The sequence below is a fragment of the Sphingobium algorifonticola genome, assembly GCF_004005485.1.
Taxonomy (GTDB): Bacteria; Pseudomonadota; Alphaproteobacteria; order Sphingomonadales; family Sphingomonadaceae; genus Sphingobium; species Sphingobium algorifonticola.
In genome coordinates this window covers 222,220-244,744 of sequence record NZ_RZUL01000003.1, presented here as the reverse complement: position 1 = coordinate 244,744, position 22,525 = coordinate 222,220, and the positions used below count along the sequence as shown (strand labels likewise).

The window sequence follows — 22,525 nt, the reverse complement described above, 5'->3', positions numbered from 1 at the left end:
TCACTGCCCGAAAGCCGCTTCGCGCGCAATCGCCACGGCTTCGCGAGCTGCCGCGATCAGGGCGCCGCTCTTGGCCTCGCATTCGCGCTGTTCGTAGGCGGGATCGCTGTCGGCAACAATGCCTGCACCGGCCTGCACATGCATCACCCCGTCCTTGAGCACGGCGGTGCGCAGGACGATGCAACTGTCCATATTGCCGTCGGGCGAGAAATAGCCGACGCCGCCCGCATAAGCCCCGCGCGTTTCCGGTTCCAGCTCGGCGATGATCTCGCAGGCGCGAACCTTGGGCGCGCCGCTCACCGTGCCTGCGGGAAAGCCCGCGAACAGCGCATCGAGCGCGTCTTTACCGGGGGCTATTTGCCCCACCACGTTGGAGACGACATGCATGACGTGGCTGTAGAACTCCACGCCATAGCTGTCCGTCACCGTCACTGTGCCCGCGCGGGCGACGCGGCCGACATCGTTGCGGCCCAGGTCCAGCAGCATCAGATGTTCGGCCCGTTCCTTGGGATCGGCGAGCAGGCTGTCGCGATTGGCGGCATCCTCTGTCGCCGTTCGCCCGCGCGGACGCGTGCCTGCTATCGGACGGATGGTGACTTCCCCATCGCGCGCCCGGACGAGGATTTCCGGGCTTGAGCCGATGAGCGCGAAGCCGGGGAGATCGAGATAATAGAGGAAGGGCGAAGGATTGATCCGCCGCAGCGCGCGATAGAGGGCGATCGGGGGGAGCGTGAACGGGCTGGTGAAGCGTTGGGCAAGGACGACCTGAAAGATGTCACCGGCAACGATATAGTCTTTTGCCCGCAACACCATGTCGCCATAGCGCCCCTCCGGCAGGACGGGCATGACGACAACATCGGGGAGGTCGGGCGGCGGGGCGCTGTCCGGGATGGGTCCGGCGAGCCGCGCGGCGGCGGCATCGATCCGGTCATGCGCGGCCGCGATCGCCCTGTCGGCATCGACAAAGCTGCCTTTCCAGACTGGCGCGACCAGATAGAGCGCATCGGCCAGACGATCGAAGATGAGGATGACGGTCGGCCGCACGAACAGCATGTCGGGCACCGCAATGGGGTTGGCCGGCGGACGCGGCAGTTTCTCGACGAGGCCGATCGTCTCATAGCCGAAATAGCCCACGAGACAGGCGAGCGCGGAAGGCAGGGCGGGGTCCATATCCGCCCGGCACTCCTCCACCAGCGCGCGCAATGCGGCCAGCGTATCCTGCGCGGCGAGACCGAACGCTGTCCGGTCGGTCTGCCAGTTGCGGTTGATTTCAGCGCGGTTGCCGGTGGCGCGAAACACCAGATCGGGCGCAAGGCCGATCAGGCTGTAGCGTCCGCGCACGGCGCCGCCCTCGACCGATTCGAGGAGGAAGTCGCCCCGGTCGGCTTCGAACAGTTTCAGCGCGGCGGAGATCGGCGTATCGGTGTCGGCGATCTGGCGACGCCAGACCAGCGCAGACCGGCCGGCGTTGAGCGCCTGCCGGGCAGTGTCATCGGCATGTTGGCCGTCGCGCACGGATCAGGGCGTCACGCCATTGGCGGTGCGCAGCGCCTGCTTCGCCTTTTCGATGGCGGCCGCATCGCGTTTCACGCGCAGGCGTTTTTCCATCGCGCGTTCGAACTGATCGGCATATTCGCCACCAACCACCTGCACGAACTGGCCGCGGACGCGCTCCACCAGCGCGGGCTGCGACGCGGCGTCGGCGCGCTGGATCTGATCGAGCACGACGACAAGCGTGCCCTGTCCGCCCGGCAGATCGAGCGTCTTGACGCTTTTGGGCGTCATCGCGAACAGCAAGGCGATTTCAGGCGACGGGCGCTGCTGGCCGCGCAGCAGATCGGCGCGACGCCCGGCAACGGTCTGCGGTGCGGGCAGGGTGACGCCGGTCGATTTGAGCGCGGCATCGAGCGGGGTGCCCTTTGCAACCTGCACGCGAATCTGGTCGGCAACCTGTTTGGCCTTGGCGGCGCCGAGGCTGAGCAGATATTGTTCGGCGATAATCGCGCGCACCTTGGCGAGTGGCGGCGGCGCCGGGGCGACGATGTCCGCCACGTCCAGCAGAGCATAGCGTTGCCCCGGCACCAGCGGCACCAGTTGCGCATCGTCATCCGCGCTCATGTCGAAACCGGGCTTCAGCAAAATCTTAAGATCGGGACCAGGCTGGAAAATGGTGTCCTGCACATCCTGCCCGGTCGAAATCACGAGGCGGGATGTTTCGACGGCGAGGCCGTTGTCCTTCGCAACATCGTCGAAGGTCGCGCCGTCGCCGACCTGATCCTCAATCTTTCCAGTGAAATCGCCGAGCAACTGTTCGGTCTTGCGCGTCCGCAGCGTAGCGATGATTTCGGGGCGGACCTGCGCGAGCGTGCGTTCGGGGACGCCGTTGATCGCGGTGACGCGCAGCACCTGCCAGCCGAGCGGCGTCCGCACGGGGCCGACCACGGCATCGGTAGGGGCAGCGAAAGCGGCCTGCGCCAGCGCGGCGTTGCCGTCGCGCGCCATCGCATCGCGCGACTGGTCCTTGAGCGTGGCGACGGCCAGCCCGGCCGCCTGCGCGGCCTGCGCCATCGACTTGCCGCCCTTGACTTCGGCGGCGATCGCCTTTGCGGCGGCTTCCGTCGGCATGACCAGCCGGTCGAAGCTGCGCGTTTCGCGCGCCGCATAGCTTGCTTTGTTCTGTGCGTAATAGGCTGCGATTTCGGCGTCCGTGGGGGTCGCCGCGCCGACAAAGCGCGAGGAATCGATCACCGCATAGCGCAGGCGGCGCTGTTCCGGGATCGAATAGCGATCGGCGTTTTTGGTGTAATAGGCCTGCACCTGCGCGTCGGTCGGTGGCGTCTTTGGCGCGAAGGCACCCGCCGGTATGGCGGCGATGCGGCCGCTGCGCGCCTCAAGCAGTAGCGAGGCATAAGGCAACACCATGTCGCGGCCAAGCTGCACGCCAAGACCCGCCGGGCCGATCAGCTGCTTGCCGATCAGATCGCGCGCGATGTCCGCGCGCAAGGCCGGTTCCTGGATGCCCTCCCGCGCCAGCAACTGGCGGAACAGGGTTTCGCTGAACTTGCCGGACGCGTCCTGGAAGGCCGGAATGCTGGCGATTTCGGCATCGACCATCCGCTTCGAAACGGCCATGCCCTGATCGTCGGCATAGGCACTGACAGTGACCCCGGCGACCATCTGGTCAAATACCTGCTCCACCCCGCCCTGGGCAATGAACTCGCCGATCTGGAGCGTCGGGTTCTGGCTGCGCTGCTGTTCGAAAGCGCGTTGGGCACGGGATTGCAGCTCCGTGACGGTCAGCGTTTCGCCGCCTGCCTTGGCCGCAACACCGCCGCTGCCACCGATACCGCTCATCCCGCCAAGATTGGTGATATCCCCGGCGGCAAAGGCAAAGGCGATGATCGCCAGAAAGGCGAGCGAGATGAAAACGCCGAATTTCGAGCGCAGGATACGACGGAAGAAGCTGAGCATAACGGTCCGCAACAAGGGGCAAAGGCAAGGTCCGGGCCGCTTTAGGATCGAATCCGCCTGCTGTCGAGGGGCGAGCCGCGCAGGCGGGGTTGCGGGCGGGCGCGGGTGGACAATGCCGCAGGAAGCGTTATGCGGCGGCGCAGCATCCCATTTCGTGCAGGAGATCGTGGAGCGATGAACGAAGGCATAATCGGCCGCCGCAAGCTGGTGGTGGGCAACTGGAAAATGAATGGCTTGCGCGCGCACCTGCCGCAGGTCGCCGCGATCGGGGCGGAGGCCAACACGCATGCGTCCGTCGAGGTGGGCTTGTGCGTCCCTGCGACACTGATTCTTTCCGCGTCGGAAGCACGGGGCGGTGCTTTCATTGGCGGGCAGGACTGCCATGCGCAGGACAGCGGCGCGCATACCGGTTGCCTCTCCGCCGCAATGCTGAAGGAAGTCGGCGCGACCTGGGTGATCGTCGGCCACAGCGAGCGACGCGCCGACCAGCACGAGACCGATGCCGATGTCGCCGCAAAGGCATGCGCCGCCCGCGCGCAGGGCCTCAAAGTCATACTCTGTGTCGGTGAGAGCCTGGATACGCGGGACGCCGGTGCGGCCTTGCCATTCGTGCTCTCGCAGCTTTCGGCATCCTTGCCGCAGGCTGCCGCCGCGGACTGGCTGTCGATCGCCTATGAGCCGGTCTGGTGCATCGGCACGGGCCGCATCCCGACGATGGACCAGATATCCGAAATGCACGGCGCAATCCGGGCGGCACTGGTCGATGCGATCGGTGCGGACGGCGCGCATATGCGGATACTCTATGGGGGATCGGTGAACGCCGCCAATGCGGCCGATGTCTTTGCGCTGGCCGACGTCGATGGCGGGCTGGTCGGCGGGGCCAGCCTGAAGGCGGAGAGTTTCGGGCCGATCATCGCGGCGGCAGCCGCCGCGGGCTGAGCAAGGTTGAACCGATAGGGCAACCTCGCTATGTGCGCCGCAACACTCTTATTCCAGGCAGCATAGTCGCATGTTCACTTTCCTTCTCGTCGTGCAGGCGATCATCGCCGCGGCGCTTGTCACCGTCATTCTGATGCAGCGGTCCGAAGGCGGCGGCCTTGGCGTCGGTGGCAGTCCGTCGGGGTTGATGTCGGCGCGGGGGGCGGCCAATTTCCTGACGCGATCGACCACCGTGCTGGCGACATTGTTTGTCAGCCTGAGCATCGTGCTGGCGGTGATTGCGTCGGTTCAGCATGCGCCCGGCAGCATCGACACCTCGCTGGCCAAGACGGCGCCTGCTGCGCCAGCGGGCAATGCCGGGCCGCCGATTGCCGCTGGCGGCGATCCGCTGGCCGGTGCCGCGCAGGCGGTCGGCAATGGCAGCGCGTCGGCTCCCGCAAGCAATGAGAGCGTTCCGCTCGCCAACTGATCCTTCGCGTTTCGACCCGGTTTTTGTCGCGCAGAAACTATTTTTGCGGGCGCGCGGATTCGTGCGCTTGCCCAACACCTTGCTGAAAGGCTAAGCCTCTTTTCCCATGGCGCGGTATATATTCATCACCGGCGGCGTGGTCTCCTCGCTTGGCAAGGGCCTGATGGCGGCATCGCTGGCAGCACTGTTGCAGGCGCGGGGATATCGCGTGCGAATCCGCAAGTTCGATCCTTATCTCAACGTCGATCCGGGGACGATGTCGCCCTATCAGCATGGCGAAGTCTATGTGACGGACGACGGCGCCGAGACCGATCTCGACCTTGGCCACTACGAACGCTTTACCGGCGTGTCCGCCCGCCAGTCCGACAATGTGACGCAGGGTCGTGTCTATCAGACGATCATCACCAAGGAACGGCGCGGCGATTATCTTGGCGCGACGGTGCAGGTGATCCCGCATGTGACCGACGAGATCAAGGCATTCGCGCTGGCCGATACGGACGGGCTTGATTTCGTGCTGTGCGAGATCGGCGGCACCGTGGGCGACATCGAAAGCCTGCCGTTCATGGAAGCGATCCGGCAACTGCACAATGACCTGGGCCGGGGCCAGTCGATCTTCGTCCACGTCACGCTGGTGCCGTATATCGCGGCGGCGGGCGAGTTGAAGACGAAGCCGACGCAGCACAGCGTGCGGGAACTGACATCGCTGGGCATCCAGCCCGACATATTGCTGTGCCGCTGCGAACAGCCGTTGCCGGACAGCGAGCGGGCGAAGATCGCCCTGTTCTGCAATGTCCGCAAGGAAGCCGTGATTCCCGCGCTGGACGCGACCAGCATCTATTCGGTGCCGACCCAATATCACGCCGAAGGGCTGGACGAGGAAGTGCTGCGCGCGTTCGGCATCGACAATGCCAAGGCGCCGGTGCTCGACCGCTGGATCGACATCATGGATCGCCACGCCAATCCCGAAGGCGAGGTGACGATCGGCGTGGTGGGCAAATATGTCGGCCTGCCCGATGCCTACAAGTCGCTGCACGAGGCGCTGGTGCATGGCGGCCTTGCCAACCGGGTGAAGGTGCATATCCGCTGGATCGATGCCGAGTTGTTCGAGAAGGACGATGACAGCATCACCGCCGCGCTCGAACCGATGCACGGCATATTGGTGCCCGGCGGCTTCGGGGTGCGCGGCAGCGAGGGCAAGATCGCCAGCGTCCGCTTCGCCCGCGAGCGGCAGGTGCCATTTTTCGGCATTTGCCTGGGCATGCAGATGGCCTGCATCGAGGGGGCGCGCAACACCGCGGGCATCGCCGACGCATCCACCACGGAGTTCGGACCTACCAGCGAGCCGGTCGTCGGCCTCATCACCGAATGGATGACGACCGAAGGGTTGCAGAAGCGGGAAGAAGGCGGCGATCTGGGCGGCACGATGCGGCTGGGCGCCTATCCCGCGAAGTTGAGCGGCAACAGCGTGGTCGCGGGCATTTACAAGGCGGACGACATCAGCGAGCGGCACCGCCATCGCTATGAAGTGAACGCGGGCTATCGTGCGCCGCTGGAAAAGGGCGGCCTGATCTTTTCGGGCATGTCGCCCGATGGCACGCTGCCGGAAATCGTCGAACGGCCCGATCATCCCTGGTTCGTCGGCGTCCAGTTTCACCCCGAGCTGAAATCCAAGCCGTTCGATCCGCATCCACTTTTTGCGAGCTTCATCGAGGCCGCAGTGAAGCAAAGCAGGCTGGTTTAAGCCTTCCGTTCTCCTGCTTTCGGGGGGGGCACGCTGTTGGCTGGCCCCTTGGCAATTCCGCCCTCCCGCCGCATAAGCCGTGGCAGGGAGGGACCGCATGGATATTGTCACGCTTTACGCCAAGCTGCCCGAGCACAGCCTGCTCCGTTCGCTTGGGCCGGACGATCTGGGCTCCCTGCTGGCCGACGCGCATGAACACAAGGCGAAGAAGGCCGCTGTCCTGTTGCAGCAGGGCGATCCCGGTGATTTCCTGCTTATCCTGCTGGAGGGCCAGGCACGGGTGACCGTCTATTCCGCGAACGGGCGCGAAATCGTGCTGGAATATGCAGGCGCGGGATCGGTGTTGGGCGAAATCGCGCTGATCGACGGAGGGCTGCGTACCGCCAGCGTGATCGCAATGGGTCCGGTGCGCTATCTGACATTGGCGCGCCCGGTGTTCGAACGGGTGATCGCCGCGAATCACCGTATTGCCCTGCGTCTGATGCGCGAAATGGCGATGCGTCTGCGGCTGGCCAACGACACGATCGAGACCGACCGCGCTTATGGTGCCGCGCCGCGGCTCGCGCGGTTCCTGCTGCGGCTGCTCAGGACGAGCGAGGGCGGGGTGATTTCTCTCAGCCAGACCGAGCTGGCCTTGTTCGCCGGGATCAGCCGGGAGAACATCAACCGGCAACTGGCGATTTGGGCGCAGGGCGGCATCGTCGCGCTGGAGCAGGGGCGCATCCATGTGACCGACCCCGAGATGCTGGAGGATATCGCCGACGCGATGGAGTGAGGCGGGCGAATAGGGATGGTTTGAAGATCGGTGCCCCCGCCTGATTGCCCCCGCTTGACAGGCGCGCGCCGCAATGCCAATGCGCGGCTCCCTTCGGGGGCGCGTAGCTCAGTGGTAGAGCACACCCTTCACACGGGTGGGGTCGCAAGTTCAATCCTTGCCGCGCCCACCATGGTTCCCCCCTCTTCCCAATCGTTTCCGCCCGCTCTCGACGAACCGGCTCATGCCGGTCTAAGCGGTTGTCAACGCTGCGGCGCTGAAGGACAGGAAAGGGACGGATATGATGAGATCGGCAAAATCGGGCGTGGCGATTGTCGCGCTGATGCTGGGCACCGCCGCATCGGCGCAGGGTGGCGCACCGGCGGCGCTGACGTTGGAGCGGATATTCGCCAGCCCGGACTTGTCCGGTCCGCAGCCGCGCGGACTGGCGCTTTCGCCCGACGGCAAGCTGGTGACGCTGCTCAAGCCGCGCGCGAACGAAAAGGAACGCTATGATCTCTGGGCGATCGATACCGCCACTGGCGCGGAGCGGATGCTGGTCGATTCGCAGAAAGTCGGCAGCGGGGCGGCGCTCAGCGAAGCAGAGAAGATGCAGCGCGAGCGTGCGCGGATCGGCGACAGCAAGGGCATCGTCGCCTATGACTGGGCACCGGACGGCAAGCGGATCATGGTGCCGCTCGACGGCGATCTCTATCTCGCCACGCTGGATGGCAAGGTTACGCGGATCACCGACACACCGCAGGGCGAGCTGAACCCGACCGTCAGCCCGGCGGGTGGTTATGTCTCCTTCGTACGTGACGGCAATCTCTTCGTGACAGCCGCCGGCGGATCAGCCGAGCGGCAATTGACGCAGGGTGCATCCGAAACGGTGAACTGGGGCGTCGCGGAGTTTGTGGCGCAGGAGGAAATGGACCGATCGACGGGCCATTGGTGGGCGCCGGGCGATCGCTATATCGCTGTCGCGCGGGTCGATGAAAGTCCGGTGGGCATCGTTACCCGCGCGGCGATCGGCGCCGACGGCACCCGCGTTTATGCGCAACGCTATCCCAAAGCGGGTACGCCCAATGCGATCGTCGATCTCTATGTGATGAAGCCGGACGGATCGGGGCAGGTGAAAGTCGATCTCGGCACCGATCCCGACGTCTATCTGGCGCGTGTTGCCTGGGCCAAAGATGGCAACACATTGTATGTTCAGCGCGAAAGCCGCGACCAGAAACGGCTCGATCTGATTGCGGTCGACCCCGCGACCGGCAAAGGCCGCATCATCCTGACCGAGCGGGCGAAGACTTGGATCAACCTGCACAATAATTTCCGGGCGCTTTCGGACGGCAGCTTCCTGTGGTGGTCGGAGCGGAGCGGCCATGGCCATCTCTATCGGGTTCAGGGCGAGCGGTGGACGGCGCTGACCGAAGGGCCATGGGAAGTGAAGCAGGTGACCGGTGTCGACGAGGCACGCGGTCTGGTCTATTTTACCGGCAACCGCGAGACGCCGCTGGAAGATCAATTGTACAGCGCATCCATCCGGCCGGGAAAGCGCCCCGGCACCCCACGTCAACTGACCGGCAGCGGGTGGTGGAACGCCGCCGTCATGGACACCGCCGCCAGCCGCATCATCGTGACACGCAGCAACAGCGACAATCCCCGTCAGATCTATCTGGCGGACAGCGGCGGTACGCGGCTGCGCTGGCTATCTGAAAATGCGATCACGCCGCAGCATCCTTATGCGCCGTACAAGGCGGGGCATGTCAAGACGACGTTCGGCACGATCAAGGCGGCGGATGGATCGACTCTGTACACCAAGATGCTGACGCCTGTGCTGGAGCCCGGCCGACGCTATCCCGTCTTCATGATCCATTATGGCGGGCCGGGTGCCGGGCGTCAGGTTACCAATCAGTGGGACACGCCGCTCACCCAATATCTCGTGCAGCGGGGCTGGATCGTCTATGCCATCGACAATCGCGGCACGCCCGATCGCGGCAAGGCATTCGAGGATGCGCTGTATCGGGCGATGGGGACGGTTGAGGTGGAGGACCAGCTTGCCGGCGTGAACTGGCTCAAGAGCCAGCCGTTCGTGGATTCCAAGCGGATTGCAACCTATGGCTGGTCCTATGGCGGCTATATGACACTGAGGCTGCTTCAGAAGGCCCCGGGCACGTTCATGGCGGGGATATCGGGCGCACCGGTGACCGACTGGGGCCTGTATGACACCCATTACACCGAACGCTATCTGGGCGATCCCAAGGCGCGGGATACCGCCTATCCGGCATCGGGCGCGCTGGACGAGGCGACCGCGCTGAAAGACCCGTTGCTGCTGATCCACGGCATGTCGGACGACAATGTCGTGTTCGACAATTCGACTGCGATCATGGCGCGGATGCAGGGCGCGGCGGTGCCGTTCGAGACGATGGTCTATCCAGGACAGACTCACCGCGTGGCGGGACCGAAGATTTCAGTACATCTGTGGCGGACGATCCTGGATTTCCTGGATCGCCATCAGCCGCCGCAGTGAAGGTTCAGCGTCGCCGCGTATACAGCAGCGCGGCGACAATCGCCGCCGATCCTATTCCCACCGCTGCGCCGACGGCCACGCCTTTCTTCATGAGGCTGTTCGATGGCGCAGAGGTCGCTGGCGGAGCGGGCGGTGCCGGTGTCGCGGGTGCAGGCGCTGCGGTATCGGGGGCGGGCGCCTCGGCGGGGGACGGCGGCGGCGTTTGTGTCATGTGGCTCTCCTATGCTGCGCAGCATATCGATGCCGTGGCCGGTCCCGCAAGGCAAAGATGCCATAAGACCGGTATTTGCGTCAGGATGACGACAGCGATGCAAGGCGATATGGTGAGTCCAGCTGGGTTCGAACCAGCGACCTACTGATTAAAAGTCAGTTGCTCTACCGACTGAGCTATGGACCCACGGCGCGCGGCGTCAGGCCTGGCGATCGAGTAGCGGTCCCCTAAAGGGGGTTGGCGCGCGGGTCAACCGGCTTCCGCGCGATCAGGCGGCGGCGAAGCTGCGCCACGGTCCTTCCTGTGCCTGGGTCACGCCATTGCGGCGCGAGCATCGCCAATGGGGCGAGAACGAAATCGCGCATGCGGAAGGCGGGGTGCGGCACCGTCAGGCGCGGGTCGGTCCAGATGCCGCCGGACCACAGGATAATGTCCAGATCGAGCGTGCGCGCGCCCCAACGTTGGCGGCGGCGGCGGCCATGGTTCCGCTCGATCGCTTGCAGCCGGTCGAGCAGGGCGGGGGGCGGCAGGCTGGACGCCACGATCGCCACCGCATTGGCATAATGCCTTCGTGACGGGCCGAGCGGCGCGCTGCGGATGGTATGGGAGCGCGCCAGAAGGTGCAGCGGCGGGGAGTCGAGCGCGTCGATTGCGGCATCGACGAGCGCTGTCGGATGCAGGCGGGCGGACAGCGGCCGGTTGGAGCCGATCGCAACAACATAGGTGAAGGTCTGTTCGCTTGCGTTGGTCATCGTGCACGGCCTATCGCCTGCCGATGACTTTGCAAATCCCCGCCATTGCGCCGGAAAGCCCGCTGCCGGACGCCGAACCGCCGCGCGATTGCCCGCTGTGCCCGCGTCTTGTTGCCTATCGCCATGCATGCCGAGACGCGTTTCCCGCCTGGTGGAACGGCCCCGTCCGCGCGTTCGGCGATCCGCAGGCGCGCATCGCGATCATCGGCCTTGCGCCTGGCAAACATGGCGCGAACCGGACAGGGCGACCCTTTACGGGCGATTATGCAGGCGACCTGCTGTTCGCGACGCTGGAAAAGTTCGGCCTGACCGAAGGAACCTATGACAGTCGGGTAGACGATGGCCTGATGCTGCGGGACATCATCATCCTGAATGCCGTCAAATGCCTGCCGCCACAGAACAAGCCGACGCCTGAGGAAATCCGCACTTGCCGCCCCTTTCTGGCGCAGGGCGTCGCGGGGCTGCCGCATGCACGGATATTCATTGCCCTTGGGCAGATCGCGCATCAGTCCGCAATCAAGGTTCTGGGCGGACGGCTGCCCAAGGCGCGGTTCGGCCATCTGGCCGAACACCGGATGCCCGATGGCCGGGTGCTGATCGACAGCTATCACTGTTCGCGGTACAATACGAACACGGGGCGATTGACGGCGGCGATGTTCGAGGCCGTATTCGCGCGGGCGCTGACCTTGCGCGACGGGACCACGCATCGCTCAATTGACTAAGCCACGCCTGCCCCCTACATCGCGGCGCATAGTGGTCCATGGTCTGCACGGGCCTGTCCGCCCCCGGAAAAGTAGGAAACTTCATGCTCGGCGCACTCGCCAAAACGCTCTTCGGGTCATCCAACGACCGGTACGTCAAGTCGATGCAGAAGATCGTCGACCGGATCGCCGCGCTGGAGCCTGACATGGCCGCCCTGTCCGATGCCGATCTCGCCGCGCAGACGACGCGATTCCGCGAGCGGCTTTCGGCGGGGGAAACGCTCGACGACATTCTGCCCTATGCCTTCGCCACGGTGCGCGAAGCCTCCCGGCGGGTGCTGGGCATGCGCCATTTCGATGTGCAGATGATTGGCGGCATCGTCCTCCACCGCGGTGAAATTGCGGAAATGCGGACCGGCGAGGGGAAGACGCTGGTGGCGACACTGGCCACTTATCTCAACGCCCTGGAAGGCAAGGGCGTGCATGTCGTGACGGTCAACGACTATCTCGTCCGTCGCGACTGCGACTGGATGGGGCAGATCTACCGCTTTCTGGGGCTGACCACCGGCGTGATCGTGCCCAACATGCGCGAGGATGAGCGGCGCGAGGCCTATGCCGCGGACATCACTTATGCGACGAATAACGAACTGGGATTCGATTATCTGCGCGACAACATGAAATATGATCGCGCGTCGATGGTCCAGCGGCCGTTCAACTATGCGATCATCGATGAAGTCGACTCCATTTTGATCGACGAAGCGCGCACGCCGCTCATCATTTCCGGTCCGACCGACGACAAGTCGGACCTTTATCGCTCCGTCGACCTGATCGTGAAGCAGCTCGTCGAAGGCGATTACGAAAAGGACGAGAAGCAGCGCAACATCACGCTGACCGAAGACGGCACCGAAAAGATAGAGCGTCTGCTGGAGCAGGCCGGTCTGATCGAAGGCACCAACCTTTACGACTTCGAGAATACGCAGGTTGTCCATCATGTGAACCAGGCGCTGCGCGCCGTTGTGATGTTCCGCCGCGACATCGATTATATCGTGAAGGACGGAAAGGTCGTCATCATCGACGAGTTTACCGGTCGCATGATGGACGGACGGCGCTGGTCCGACGGGCTGCATCAGGCGGTCGAGGCGAAGGAAGGCGTGGAGATCGAGCCGGAGAACCAGACGCTCGCCTCGATCACCTTCCAGAATTATTTCCGCATGTATCCCAAGCTGTCGGGCATGACCGGCACCGCGGCAACCGAAGCGACCGAGTTCTTCGAAATCTACAAGATGAACGTCGTGACCATCCCCACCAACGTGCCGGTGCGGCGCGTGGACGAGGAGGACGAGTTCTACAAGAATACGCAGGACAAGTTTCGCGCCATTGCCCGCGCCATCGGCGAGAAGGCGAAGATCGGCCAGCCGGTGCTGGTCGGCACCGTTTCCATCGAAAAGTCCGAAATGCTGTCCGATTTCCTGAAGGAGGAAGGCGTGGAGCATGCCGTGCTCAACGCGCGCTTCCACGAACAGGAAGCCTATATCGTCGCGCAGGCGGGACGGAAGGGCGCGGTGACTATCGCGACCAACATGGCCGGGCGCGGGACGGACATCAAGCTGGGCGGCAATGCCGAGTTCCGTATCGAGCAGGAACTGGGCGACATGCCCGAGGGCGCCGCGCGCGACGCCGCGATTGCCAAGATCGAGGCCGAGATCGAAGCCGAAAAGGCCGAAGTGCTGGCCGCCGGTGGCCTGTTCGTGCTGGGCACGGAACGGCATGAAAGCCGCCGCATCGATAACCAGTTGCGCGGCCGTTCGGGCCGGCAGGGTGATCCGGGTCTCTCCCGTTTCTACCTCAGTTTGGAAGACGATCTGCTGCGCATTTTCGGCCCGGACACGTTGTTCGCCCGGATGATGAACAACAATATGGCGGATGGCGAGGCGATCGGCTCCAAGTGGCTGAGCAAGGCGATCGAGACCGCGCAGAAAAAGGTCGAGGCGCGCAATTACGACATTCGCAAGCAGGTCGTCGAATATGATGACGTGATGAACGACCAGCGCAAGGTCATCTACGAACAGCGCGCCGATATCATGGACGCCGATACCGTAGACGACGTGGTGGTCGATATGCGCCGCGAAACCGTGAACGACATCGTCGCCGATTGCTGTCCGCAGGGCACCTATCCCGAGCAGTGGAATATCGAGGCGCTGAAGACGCGCAGCGCAGAGATACTAGGGGTGGAGCCCGATATCGATGCCTGGCTGAACGAGGATGCCATCGATCCCGAACTGATCGAGGAGCGCATCACCGCGCTGGCCGATGCGCATGTCGAGGAAAAGATCGCCCAGGTCGATGCCGAAAGCTGGCACGGGATCGAAAAGAGCATTCTGCTCCAGAGCCTCGACCATCACTGGAAAGAGCATCTGTCGACGCTCGATGCGCTGCGCCAGGTGGTGCATCTGCGCGCCTATGCGCAGAAGACGCCGATCAACGAATATAAGCAGGAAGCCTTCGCTCTGTTCGAGCGAATGCTCGCGAACATCCGCGAGGATGTGACCCAGACGATCGCCCGCGTCCAGTTCCGCATGGACAATGACCCCATGTCGCAATTCGACCTGCCTGTTCTGCCCGACTTCATCACGACTCATATCGATCCGTTTACGGGCGAAGACGACAGTGCCGATCGTGACGGGGCATCTTCCGGCTTCATCACATCGACGATGCAAAGGCCGACCTTCGGGATCGGCGCGATGGGTGGCGACCCCTATGCCGATCAGAATATCAGTCGCAACGCGCCATGCCCTTGCGGTTCGGGCTTGAAGTACAAGCATTGCCACGGCCAGCTGGCCTGACAGGCCGATGACGGTGCTGGGATGACGGTGCTGGCGCTGCTGTTCGGCCTGACGGCCGCGCTCTATGCAGCAGTCGGCTTTGGCGGCGGATCGACCTACAACGCGCTGCTCGCGCTATGGGGTGTCGATTATCGCATCCTCCCGGCAATCGCCTTGCTGTGCAACATCATTGTCGTAACCGGGGGATCGATCCGTTTCGCGCGGGCGGGGCTGGTGCCATGGCGACGGCTGTGGCCGATATTGATGCTGTCCGCGCCGCTGGCTTGGCTGGGCGGCCGTACACCCATTTCCGAAAGCCTGTTTACGGGATTGCTTGGGCTCTCGCTGCTGATTGCGGGGCTGCTTTTGCTGTTCCAGCCCGAGCGGCGCGACGATCTGCCGGATAGCCAAAGCCGTATCGTCACCCCGCTGATCGGGGCGGGCGTCGGGCTGCTCTCCGGCCTTGTCGGCATCGGTGGCGGCATTTTCCTGGCGCCGGTCATGCATCTGATCGGCTGGGCACGGGCCAAGCGCATCGCGGCCTGCGCCAGCGTCTTCATTCTCGTCAATTCGATCGCAGGCCTTGCCGGTCAGATCATGAAAATCGCCGATCCGGTGCTGGAGGCAGAACTGCTGTCTTATTGGCCGCTGGGTCTTGCGGTGCTTATTGGCGGGCAACTGGGCAGCATCATCGGCATCAGGCTGTTGCCCGCATCGCTGGTACGCCGGGTGACCGCCGTGCTCATCCTGTATGTAGCCGTGCGGATGCTGGCAAAATGGGCGGGCTGGTTCTGACCCCCGCCCGACAGGATCATTTCGCTTTCAGCGTCGCCAGATAGGCGATCACGTTCGCCCGCGTCGTATCATCCGGCATGCCCGCATAGATCATTTTCGTGCCGGGCACGGCGACGGCGGGCTTTTTCAGAAAGGCGTCCAGCGTCTTGGCATTCCAGGTCCAGCCGGTCTTCTTGAGCGCGGCAGAATAAGCGAAACCCGGCTTCGATGCTGCTTTCGACCCGACAATACCGGCCAGGTTTGGACCGATCCGGCTTGCCCCGCCGGTTTCGGCCGTATGGCACATCTGGCACTGCGCGAAACTTTTCTTGCCTGCGACCGCATCACCGGCGGCGAAGGCTGGAACGGTGGAAAGAATCGCTGCGCCCGACAAGGCAAGCAGGCGCGCGGCGCGGAAAAAGCTCTCATTGGTCATGCACCAAACCCTAGCGTTTCCGCCTCGCGCGTCAATTGCCGAAAATGGAAAGATTCGCGCGGACGGCATCCAGAAACGGGTGAGGGTCATCCCGCCATCGTTCGGCCTGTGCGCCGTAGAGCAGGCCGACCGCGCGGCGCACCGCAAAGCCCGCCAGCGCCGGGCGCACCACATCGGGTGCGACATGGCTTTGCGGCATGACGGTCAGGCCAAGCCCTGCGCCGATCATCGCCAGCACCCGGTCATCCTGCGTCGAGCGAAAGGCGAAATGCGGGCGGATGCCGCGTTCGGTGAAGTGGCGACTGGTTTCGGACAGCACTTCGCAATGCCGCCGCACGATCATCACCTCGCCGCCTATGTCCTCGGCCGCGATCACATCCTGCGCCGCCAGCCGATGTGTCGCAGGCAGCGCCAGCGCATAGCCTTCGCGCATCAACGGTTCTTCCAGAAAGCGATCGCCGCCGCGTTCCACCAGGGAAAGCGCCACATCGATCCGCCCGCGCGCCAGGAACCCCAGCAATTCGCGCTCGCTGCCTTCGACCATCTCGATCGGGTGGCCAGCCTGCGCGGTGGTGCGGACGGCCGGGGCGAGCAGATGGCTTGCCACGCTGCCCAGCCAGCCGATCCGCAGCAGCGGCATCCTATCGCTGCCGACCACGGCCTGCGCCGCCGCCATGAACTCGCTTTCGATGCGGCGCGCATGCACCAGAAATCGGGTGCCGGCATCGGTCAATCGGACCCGCTGATTGGACCGGACGAACAGCGGCGCGGCCAGCAGCCGTTCCAGCTTCGCGATACCGACCGACAGTGTGGGCTGCGACACGTTGCAATGCGCCGCCGCGCGGGAAAATGTGCCATGGTCGACGACCGCCAGAAAATAGCGCAGCAGATAACGATCGATCATAGATCAGGTCTATACACTCTTTCGCTGTCTTTCAATTTTTCTTGCATCGCAAAGCGCGCTATCCTGGCTGGAAACAGGAGAGATGCGCATGACCGATTTCGATTTCGCGCTGGGCGAAAACGCCGACATGATCCGCGAGACGACACGCCGCTTCGCCACCGAGCAAATTGCGCCGATTGCGGCGAAGGTGGACGCCGACGACTGGTTTCCGCGCGACCTGTGGCCTGCCATGGGGGAACTCGGCCTGCACGGCATCACTGTGCCGGAAAGCGATGGCGGCTTGGGCCTCGGCTATCTGGAGCATGTGGTTGCGTGCGAGGAAGTGTCGCGGGCGTCTGCTTCGGTTGGACTTTCCTATGGCGCACACAGCAATTTGTGCATCAACCAGATCGCGCGCTGGGGCAGTGCGGCGCAGAAGGCGAAATATCTGCCGCCGCTGATATCGGGCGCGCATGTCGGCAGCCTTGCGATGTCGGAAGCGGGCGCAGGCTCCGATGTCGTGGGCATGAAGCTGAAGGCCGATCGCGTGGATGGGGGCTGGCGGCTCAACGGCACTAAGTTCTGGATCACCAACGCGGCCTATGCCGACACGCTGGTCGTCTATGCCAAGTCCGACAGCGCGGCGGGATCGCGCGGCATCACCGCCTTCCTGATCGAAAGGGATTTCGTGGGCTTTTCGATCGGGCAGAAGATCGACAAAATGGGCATGCGCGGATCGCCGACCGCCGAACTGGTGTTCGACGACTGCTTCGTGCCGGACGAAAATGTGATGGGCCCGGCGGGCGGTGGTGTCGGCGTGCTGATGAGCGGCCTGGATTATGAGCGCGCGGTGCTGGCGGGTATCCAGCTGGGCATCATGCAGGCCTGTCTCGATACCGTCATTCCCTATGTCCGCGAACGCAAGCAATTCGGCCAGCCGATCGGTACGTTCCAGCTGATGCAGGCGAAGGTCGCCGACATGTATGTCGCGCTCAATTCCGCCCGCGCCTATGTCTACGCTGTCGCGAAATCCTGCGACGCGGGGCGCACGACGCGCTTCGATGCGGCGGGCGCGATCCTGCTCGCCAGCGAGAACGCCGTGAAAGTGGCGCTGGAGGCGGTGCAGGCGCTGGGCGGCGCGGGCTATACGAAGGACTGGCCGGTAGAACGCTATCTGCGCGACGCCAAGCTGCTGGACATCGGCGCGGGAACCAACGAAATCAGACGGATGCTGATCGGGCGGGAATTGATCGGGGGTGGGGCGTGATGGGGGGATTTGCGAAAAAGCCCCTCCCCTTCAGGGGAGGGGTTGGGGTGGGGGATGTCCCATCGAGGCATTTACAGCCCCCACCCCCGGCCCCTTCCCTGAAGGGGAGGGGAGCCATATGACCGCCCCCGTCCTCCCCACTGCCGTCCAGCCAGACAGCGAAACCTTCCGCGCCAATGCCGCGCACAATATCGCTCTGCGCGATGCGCTCTATGCGCGTGTCGCGCAAACCGCGCGCGGCGGTTTGGAAAAGGCGCGTGAACGTCACACGGCGCGCGGCAAGCTGCTGCCCCGCGATCGCGTCGAGCGGCTGCTCGATCCCGGTTCGCCGTTCCTCGAAATCGGCCAATTGGCGGCCAACGGTCTCTACGACGATGAAGTGCCCGGCGCCGGCATTATCGCGGGGATCGGGCGCGTGTCGGGGCGGCAGGTGATGATCGCCTGCAACGATGCGACGGTCAAAGGCGGCACTTATTATCCGCTGACCGTGAAGAAGCATCTGCGCGCGCAGGAAATCGCGCAGGCGAACCGGCTGCCCTGCATCTATCTGGTCGACAGCGGCGGCGCGAACCTGCCGCATCAGGCGGAAGTTTTCCCCGATCGCGATCATTTCGGCCGCATCTTCTACAATCAGGCGCAGATGAGCGGCATGGGCATTGCGCAGATTGCCTGCGTCATGGGAAGCTGTACGGCGGGTGGCGCCTATGTGCCCGCCATGTCGGACGAAAGCGTGATCGTGCGCCATCAGGGGACGATCTTTCTGGCCGGGCCGCCGCTGGTGAAGGCGGCGACGGGTGAGGAAATCACGGCGGAGGATCTGGGCGGCGGCGACCTGCACGGGCGCAAGTCCGGCGTGGTCGATCATGTGGCGGAGAATGACGCCCATGCCCTGACGATCGTGCGCGACATTGTTTCGACGCTGCCCGAGGATCGTACCCCCGATATCGCGATGAAAGAGGCGCGCCCGCCGAAATATGATCCGGCGGAACTGTACGGCATTATCCCGCAGGATGTGCGCGCGCCCTATGATGTGCGCGAAGTCATCGCGCGGATCGTGGACGGGTCGGAGTTTCACGAGTTCAAGGCGCTGTACGGGACCACGCTCGTCTGCGGTTTTGCGCATATCTGGGGGATGCCGGTCGCGATCCTCGCCAATAACGGCGTGCTGTTCAGCGAGAGCGCCGTCAAAGGCGCGCATTTCATTGAACTGGCCTGCCAGCGGCGCATACCTTTACTGTTCCTGCAGAACATCTCCGGCTTCATGGTCGGCGGCAAATATGAAGCCGAAGGCATCGCCAAGCATGGCGCGAAGTTGGTGACGGCGGTGGCGACGGCGCAGGTGCCGAAGATCACCGTGCTGATCGGCGGCAGTTTCGGCGCGGGCAATTATGGCATGTGCGGCCGCGCCTATGCCCCGCGCTTTCTTTTCACCTGGCCCAATGCGCGGATCAGCGTGATGGGCGGGGAGCAGGCGGCATCCGTGCTGGCGACGGTGCATCGCGATGCGGCGGAGTGGACGCCGGAGGAAGCCGAAGCGTTCAAGGCCCCGGTGCGGCAGAAATATGAGGACGAAGGCAACCCCTATTACGCGACGGCACGGCTGTGGGACGACGGGGTGATCGATCCGGCGCAGACGCGCGATGTGCTGGGACTGGCGTTTGCTGCTACACTGAATGCGCCGGTGCCCGAGCGGGCGCACTTTGGCGTGTTCAGGATGTAATGACGGGGGAAGTGATGAACGAGGGGCATCAGAAACAACACGACGTTGATTTCAAAGACTGGCGTTATCGGCCCGCAGGATACGAACCTAGAAATGGCGAAAACAAACCCGCAGAGGGTGCAGCCATCGCTTCGTCCGGCAGTAGCAGTGACGGCTGTTTAGGAATCCTGTATCTCGCGATCTACTTGCCAGTCATCGTGCCTTGCGCCTGGCTAGCAATTATCGCTTACCAAGCGATGGAGCAGGCCGACTACCATAGTTCTGCCTTTGTCGCGAGCTTGGTCATCTTCGCCTCGACTATAACTCTATCGGTAGCATTGTTACGTCGCTTCTGGTTGCTAGGCGGCGCCTATTATGGGTCTGTGGGGGCAATGGTCATGGAATATGGCGTCGTTGCGGGCGAGCTTTCCAGCATGTCAGTTTGGCAAGCGATTATCGTTGGCGGGTTTGTAGGCGGGATAGTTGGGATAGCCGTTTTTCGGCGCGTCTCTTGAAAATCGGATAAGCCGCACGCGGATAACGCACAGCAGAGCGGTGGATCTTTTGCACTGACCAATGCTGAGGAGTCAGGAATATGAAAAAGCTCTTAACCCTGTTTCTCTGGTTGGTCTTAAGCGCCCAAGCGTTGCCCGCTCGACAGGTACCGTCCGAACAGCAGGCGGCAATTCTCGCCCCCGTCAACGCCATTTTCGCAGCCCTCGAAACAGGTGATGCGACTGCCCTGTTGCGCCATGTGTATCCCGATGGTTGGGTGACAGCGCCGGGCCGAGGCGCTGACGGGGCGGTGCGCAAGCAAAGCTGGGCGCAGTTTGCCGCGCGGATGAAGCCGGAGACGGCGTTTGAGGAGCGCATTTTCGATCCTGTCGTGCATGTGGATCAGGATGTGGCGGTCGTCTGGGCGCGGTTCACGGTCGTGGCGGGCGGGAAACTCGTCAATTGCGGCTACGACCATTTCGATCTGGTGCGCGAACAGAAGGCCTGGAAAGTGATGAACCTGACGTTTTCGTCCAACATGAAAGCCTGCGAAGCGCCATGATCCAGTCCCTCCTTATCGCCAATCGCGGCGAGATTGCCTGTCGCATCATCCGCACGGCGGGGGCGATGGGTATCCGCACGGTCGCAGTCTATTCCGATGCCGACGCAAAGGCGCTGCATGTGCGACAGGCGGACGAGGCGGTGCATATCGGTCCGTCGCCCGCGCGCGAAAGCTATTTGGTGGGGGAGAAGATCATCGCCGCCGCCAGGGCCACCGGCGCGGAGGCGATCCATCCGGGTTACGGTTTCCTGTCCGAAAATGCCGATTTCGCGCAGGCCGTGATCGATGCGGGGCTGATCTGGGTGGGGCCGAGGCCGGACAGCATCCGCGCCATGGGGCTGAAAGACGCGGCCAAGGAACGGATGATCGCGGCGGGCGTGCCGGTGACGCCGGGCTATCTGGGCGCGGACCAGTCGTTCGAGCGGCTGAGCACCGAAGCGGAGGCAATCGGCTATCCCGTGCTCATCAAGGCGGTCGCGGGTGGCGGCGGCAAGGGGATGCGGAAGGTCGATAGCGCGGCGGACTTTGCCGATGCGCTGCTCTCCTGCCAGCGGGAAGCGGCGTCCAGCTTCGGCAACGATCAGGTGCTGCTGGAAAAATGGATTACCAATCCGCGCCATATCGAAGTGCAGGTGTTCGGCGATACGCATGGCAATGTCGTCCACCTGTTCGAGCGCGATTGCTCGCTCCAGCGGCGGCATCAGAAGGTGATCGAGGAAGCGCCCGCGCCCGGTATTACCGAATATACCCGCAGTCTTATTTGCGCCGCTGCCGTTCGTGCCGCCAAAGCGGTCGATTATGTCGGCGCTGGGACGATCGAGTTCATCGCCGACGGGTCCAAGGGATTTATTGAAGCCGACCGCGTGTGGTTCATGGAAATGAACACCCGGTTGCAGGTCGAACATCCCGTGACGGAGGAAATCACTGGCGTCGATCTGGTCGAATGGCAGTTGCGCGTGGCGAGTGGGGAAGTGTTGCCCAAGCGGCAGGATGAACTGTCGATCAACGGCTGGGCGATGGAAGCGCGGCTCTATGCGGAGGATCCGGCTAAAGGCTTTTTGCCGAGCGTGGGGCGGCTCGACTATATGATCCTGCCTGACGATCGTGTGCGCGTCGAAACAGGCGTGGTGGAAGGCGCGGATGTCAGCCCCTTTTACGATCCGATGATCGCCAAGCTTGTCGCATGGGGCCATGATCGCGACGCCGCCGCTGCCGCCCTGCGTCAGGCATGCACCGAGACACGGATATGGCCGGTCAAGACCAACGCGGCATTTCTGGCGGCATGCCTCGACGATCCGCGTTTTCTTGCTGCCGATCTCGATACCGGGCTTATCGCACAGCGCGGCGATGCCCTTATGCCAGATGATGCCCCGCCGGAGGATGTCGTGCATGCAGGCGCGATGGCTTGCATCATGGCTGCCAGTAGGGGTGCCCTAAGCCAGACCGGCACCGGCCTGACCGGACGGTATGAAGCGCAACGCCGTCTGCGGACGGGTTTGCTTTCGTTCCGGCTGAATGCGCCCATGAATCGCGACGTGCATCTGCGTGTGGATGGCGCGCCTTATGTGGCTACGGTGAACGATCCATGGGAGGATTTCCCCGCGTGGATCGACGCGAGCGGTGATGTGATCCTTTCAGGCGTCTATGACGGACGGGTTTTCGCGATTGCGCCGGACCGTACGGAAGGCGGTGCCGCAGGCGCAGCTTCAGACGGCGCGATCATCTCCCCCATGCCCGGCCGCATCATCGCGCTGCTCGTGTCCGAAGGCGAAACAGTAACCAAGGGGCAGAAGCTGCTGACGCTGGAGGCGATGAAGATGGAGCATAGCCTCGTCGCGCCTTATGACGGGACGGTGGCGGACCTTGATGCCAGCGAAGGCGGGCAGGTGAGCGAGGGGGCGGTGCTGGCGCGGGTGGTGGCGGCTGTCGAATAGCCGCTGCCGTCATCCTGACGAAGGTCAGGATCCATTGGTGGTCACGTCGGAGCGCCTTCGACAGGTTTGAGCTTATGGATGCTGA

The 22,525-nt window shown here is 63.7% G+C and carries 19 protein-coding genes and 2 tRNA genes; 14 read left to right on the top strand and 7 right to left on the bottom strand.

Annotated features, from left to right (window positions below):
* Together trpE and ENE74_RS10260 are read right to left on the bottom strand one after the other, a co-directional pair.
* Positions 1-1,515 (bottom strand): anthranilate synthase component I, encoded by a 1,515-nt coding sequence (trpE, locus tag ENE74_RS10265; protein ID WP_127690848.1) that lies wholly within the window; start codon positions 1,513-1,515, stop codon positions 1-3.
* Between the two features lie 3 nt (positions 1,516-1,518).
* Positions 1,519-3,471 (bottom strand): SurA N-terminal domain-containing protein, encoded by a 1,953-nt coding sequence (locus ENE74_RS10260; RefSeq protein ID WP_127690847.1) that lies wholly within the window; start codon positions 3,469-3,471, stop codon positions 1,519-1,521.
* A 189-nt stretch (positions 3,472-3,660) separates the two neighbouring features.
* On the opposite strand from ENE74_RS10260, the gene tpiA reads away from it, so the two are divergent.
* The 6 genes from tpiA to ENE74_RS10230 all read left to right on the top strand — a co-directional run bounded on the left by tpiA (position 3,661) and on the right by ENE74_RS10230 (position 9,904).
* Positions 3,661-4,410 (top strand): triose-phosphate isomerase, encoded by a 750-nt coding sequence (tpiA, locus tag ENE74_RS10255; protein ID WP_127691166.1) that lies wholly within the window; start codon positions 3,661-3,663, stop codon positions 4,408-4,410.
* A 70-nt stretch (positions 4,411-4,480) separates the two neighbouring features.
* Positions 4,481-4,879, top strand: coding sequence for a preprotein translocase subunit SecG (gene secG, locus ENE74_RS10250; RefSeq protein ID WP_127690846.1), 399 nt, complete (start codon positions 4,481-4,483; stop codon positions 4,877-4,879).
* Between the two features lie 106 nt (positions 4,880-4,985).
* Positions 4,986-6,620, top strand: coding sequence for a CTP synthase (locus tag ENE74_RS10245; protein ID WP_127690845.1), 1,635 nt, complete (start codon positions 4,986-4,988; stop codon positions 6,618-6,620).
* A gap of 97 nt (positions 6,621-6,717) precedes the next feature.
* A complete protein-coding gene (locus ENE74_RS10240; protein WP_127690844.1) occupies positions 6,718-7,395 on the top strand; it encodes a Crp/Fnr family transcriptional regulator in 678 nt (225 codons plus the stop codon).
* 97 nt (positions 7,396-7,492) lie between these two features.
* Positions 7,493-7,567 (top strand) — tRNA-Val (locus tag ENE74_RS10235).
* A 111-nt stretch (positions 7,568-7,678) separates the two neighbouring features.
* A complete protein-coding gene (locus ENE74_RS10230) occupies positions 7,679-9,904 on the top strand; it encodes a DPP IV N-terminal domain-containing protein (RefSeq protein WP_127691165.1) in 2,226 nt (741 codons plus the stop codon).
* Positions 9,905-9,908: 4 nt separating this feature from the next.
* Here ENE74_RS10230 and ENE74_RS10225 read toward each other — a convergent pair whose 3' ends face one another.
* The 3 genes from ENE74_RS10225 to folK all read right to left on the bottom strand — a co-directional run bounded on the left by ENE74_RS10225 (position 9,909) and on the right by folK (position 10,867).
* A complete protein-coding gene (locus ENE74_RS10225; RefSeq protein WP_127690843.1) occupies positions 9,909-10,115 on the bottom strand; it encodes a hypothetical protein in 207 nt (68 codons plus the stop codon).
* 110 nt (positions 10,116-10,225) lie between these two features.
* Positions 10,226-10,301 (bottom strand) — tRNA-Lys (locus ENE74_RS10220).
* A 41-nt stretch (positions 10,302-10,342) separates the two neighbouring features.
* Positions 10,343-10,867 carry a 2-amino-4-hydroxy-6-hydroxymethyldihydropteridine diphosphokinase gene (folK, locus tag ENE74_RS10215; protein WP_127690842.1) on the bottom strand — a complete coding sequence of 175 codons (525 nt, stop codon included), beginning with the start codon at positions 10,865-10,867 and terminating at the stop codon, positions 10,343-10,345.
* Positions 10,868-10,890: 23 nt separating this feature from the next.
* On the opposite strand from folK, the gene ENE74_RS10210 reads away from it, so the two are divergent.
* From ENE74_RS10210 to ENE74_RS10200, 3 genes are all read left to right on the top strand, one after another.
* On the top strand, positions 10,891-11,589 hold the full coding sequence (locus tag ENE74_RS10210; protein ID WP_127690841.1) for a uracil-DNA glycosylase: 699 nt from the start codon (positions 10,891-10,893) through the stop codon (positions 11,587-11,589).
* Positions 11,590-11,672: 83 nt separating this feature from the next.
* The gene (gene secA / locus ENE74_RS10205; protein WP_127690840.1) at positions 11,673-14,411 is read left to right on the top strand and encodes a preprotein translocase subunit SecA; all 2,739 of its coding nucleotides are present in this window, start codon (positions 11,673-11,675) and stop codon (positions 14,409-14,411) included.
* 21 nt (positions 14,412-14,432) lie between these two features.
* A complete protein-coding gene (locus ENE74_RS10200; protein WP_127690839.1) occupies positions 14,433-15,185 on the top strand; it encodes a sulfite exporter TauE/SafE family protein in 753 nt (250 codons plus the stop codon).
* Between the two features lie 16 nt (positions 15,186-15,201).
* On the opposite strand, the gene ENE74_RS10195 is transcribed toward ENE74_RS10200, so the two are convergent.
* Together ENE74_RS10195 and ENE74_RS10190 are read right to left on the bottom strand one after the other, a co-directional pair.
* On the bottom strand, positions 15,202-15,600 hold the full coding sequence (locus ENE74_RS10195; protein ID WP_127690838.1) for a c-type cytochrome: 399 nt from the start codon (positions 15,598-15,600) through the stop codon (positions 15,202-15,204).
* Positions 15,601-15,631: 31 nt separating this feature from the next.
* Positions 15,632-16,504, bottom strand: a complete 873-nt coding sequence (locus ENE74_RS10190; protein WP_127690837.1) for a LysR family transcriptional regulator — start codon at positions 16,502-16,504, stop codon at positions 15,632-15,634.
* Positions 16,505-16,592: 88 nt separating this feature from the next.
* On the opposite strand from ENE74_RS10190, the gene ENE74_RS10185 reads away from it, so the two are divergent.
* The 5 genes from ENE74_RS10185 to ENE74_RS10165 all read left to right on the top strand — a co-directional run bounded on the left by ENE74_RS10185 (position 16,593) and on the right by ENE74_RS10165 (position 22,440).
* Entirely contained in the window at positions 16,593-17,750 is a 1,158-nt protein-coding gene (locus tag ENE74_RS10185; RefSeq protein WP_206517688.1) for an isovaleryl-CoA dehydrogenase, read from the top strand.
* Between the two features lie 118 nt (positions 17,751-17,868).
* On the top strand, positions 17,869-19,470 hold the full coding sequence (locus tag ENE74_RS10180; protein WP_127690835.1) for a carboxyl transferase domain-containing protein: 1,602 nt from the start codon (positions 17,869-17,871) through the stop codon (positions 19,468-19,470).
* Positions 19,470-19,964 (top strand): hypothetical protein, encoded by a 495-nt coding sequence (locus tag ENE74_RS10175; protein ID WP_127690834.1) that lies wholly within the window; start codon positions 19,470-19,472, stop codon positions 19,962-19,964. Before ENE74_RS10180 ends, ENE74_RS10175 begins: the two co-directional genes overlap by 1 nt.
* Before the next feature lie 80 nt (positions 19,965-20,044).
* A complete protein-coding gene (locus ENE74_RS10170; protein ID WP_127690833.1) occupies positions 20,045-20,506 on the top strand; it encodes a nuclear transport factor 2 family protein in 462 nt (153 codons plus the stop codon).
* Entirely contained in the window at positions 20,503-22,440 is a 1,938-nt protein-coding gene (locus ENE74_RS10165; protein WP_127690832.1) for an acetyl/propionyl/methylcrotonyl-CoA carboxylase subunit alpha, read from the top strand. The genes ENE74_RS10170 and ENE74_RS10165 overlap by 4 nt, the downstream gene beginning before the upstream one ends.
* Positions 22,441-22,525: the final 85 nt, after the last annotated feature.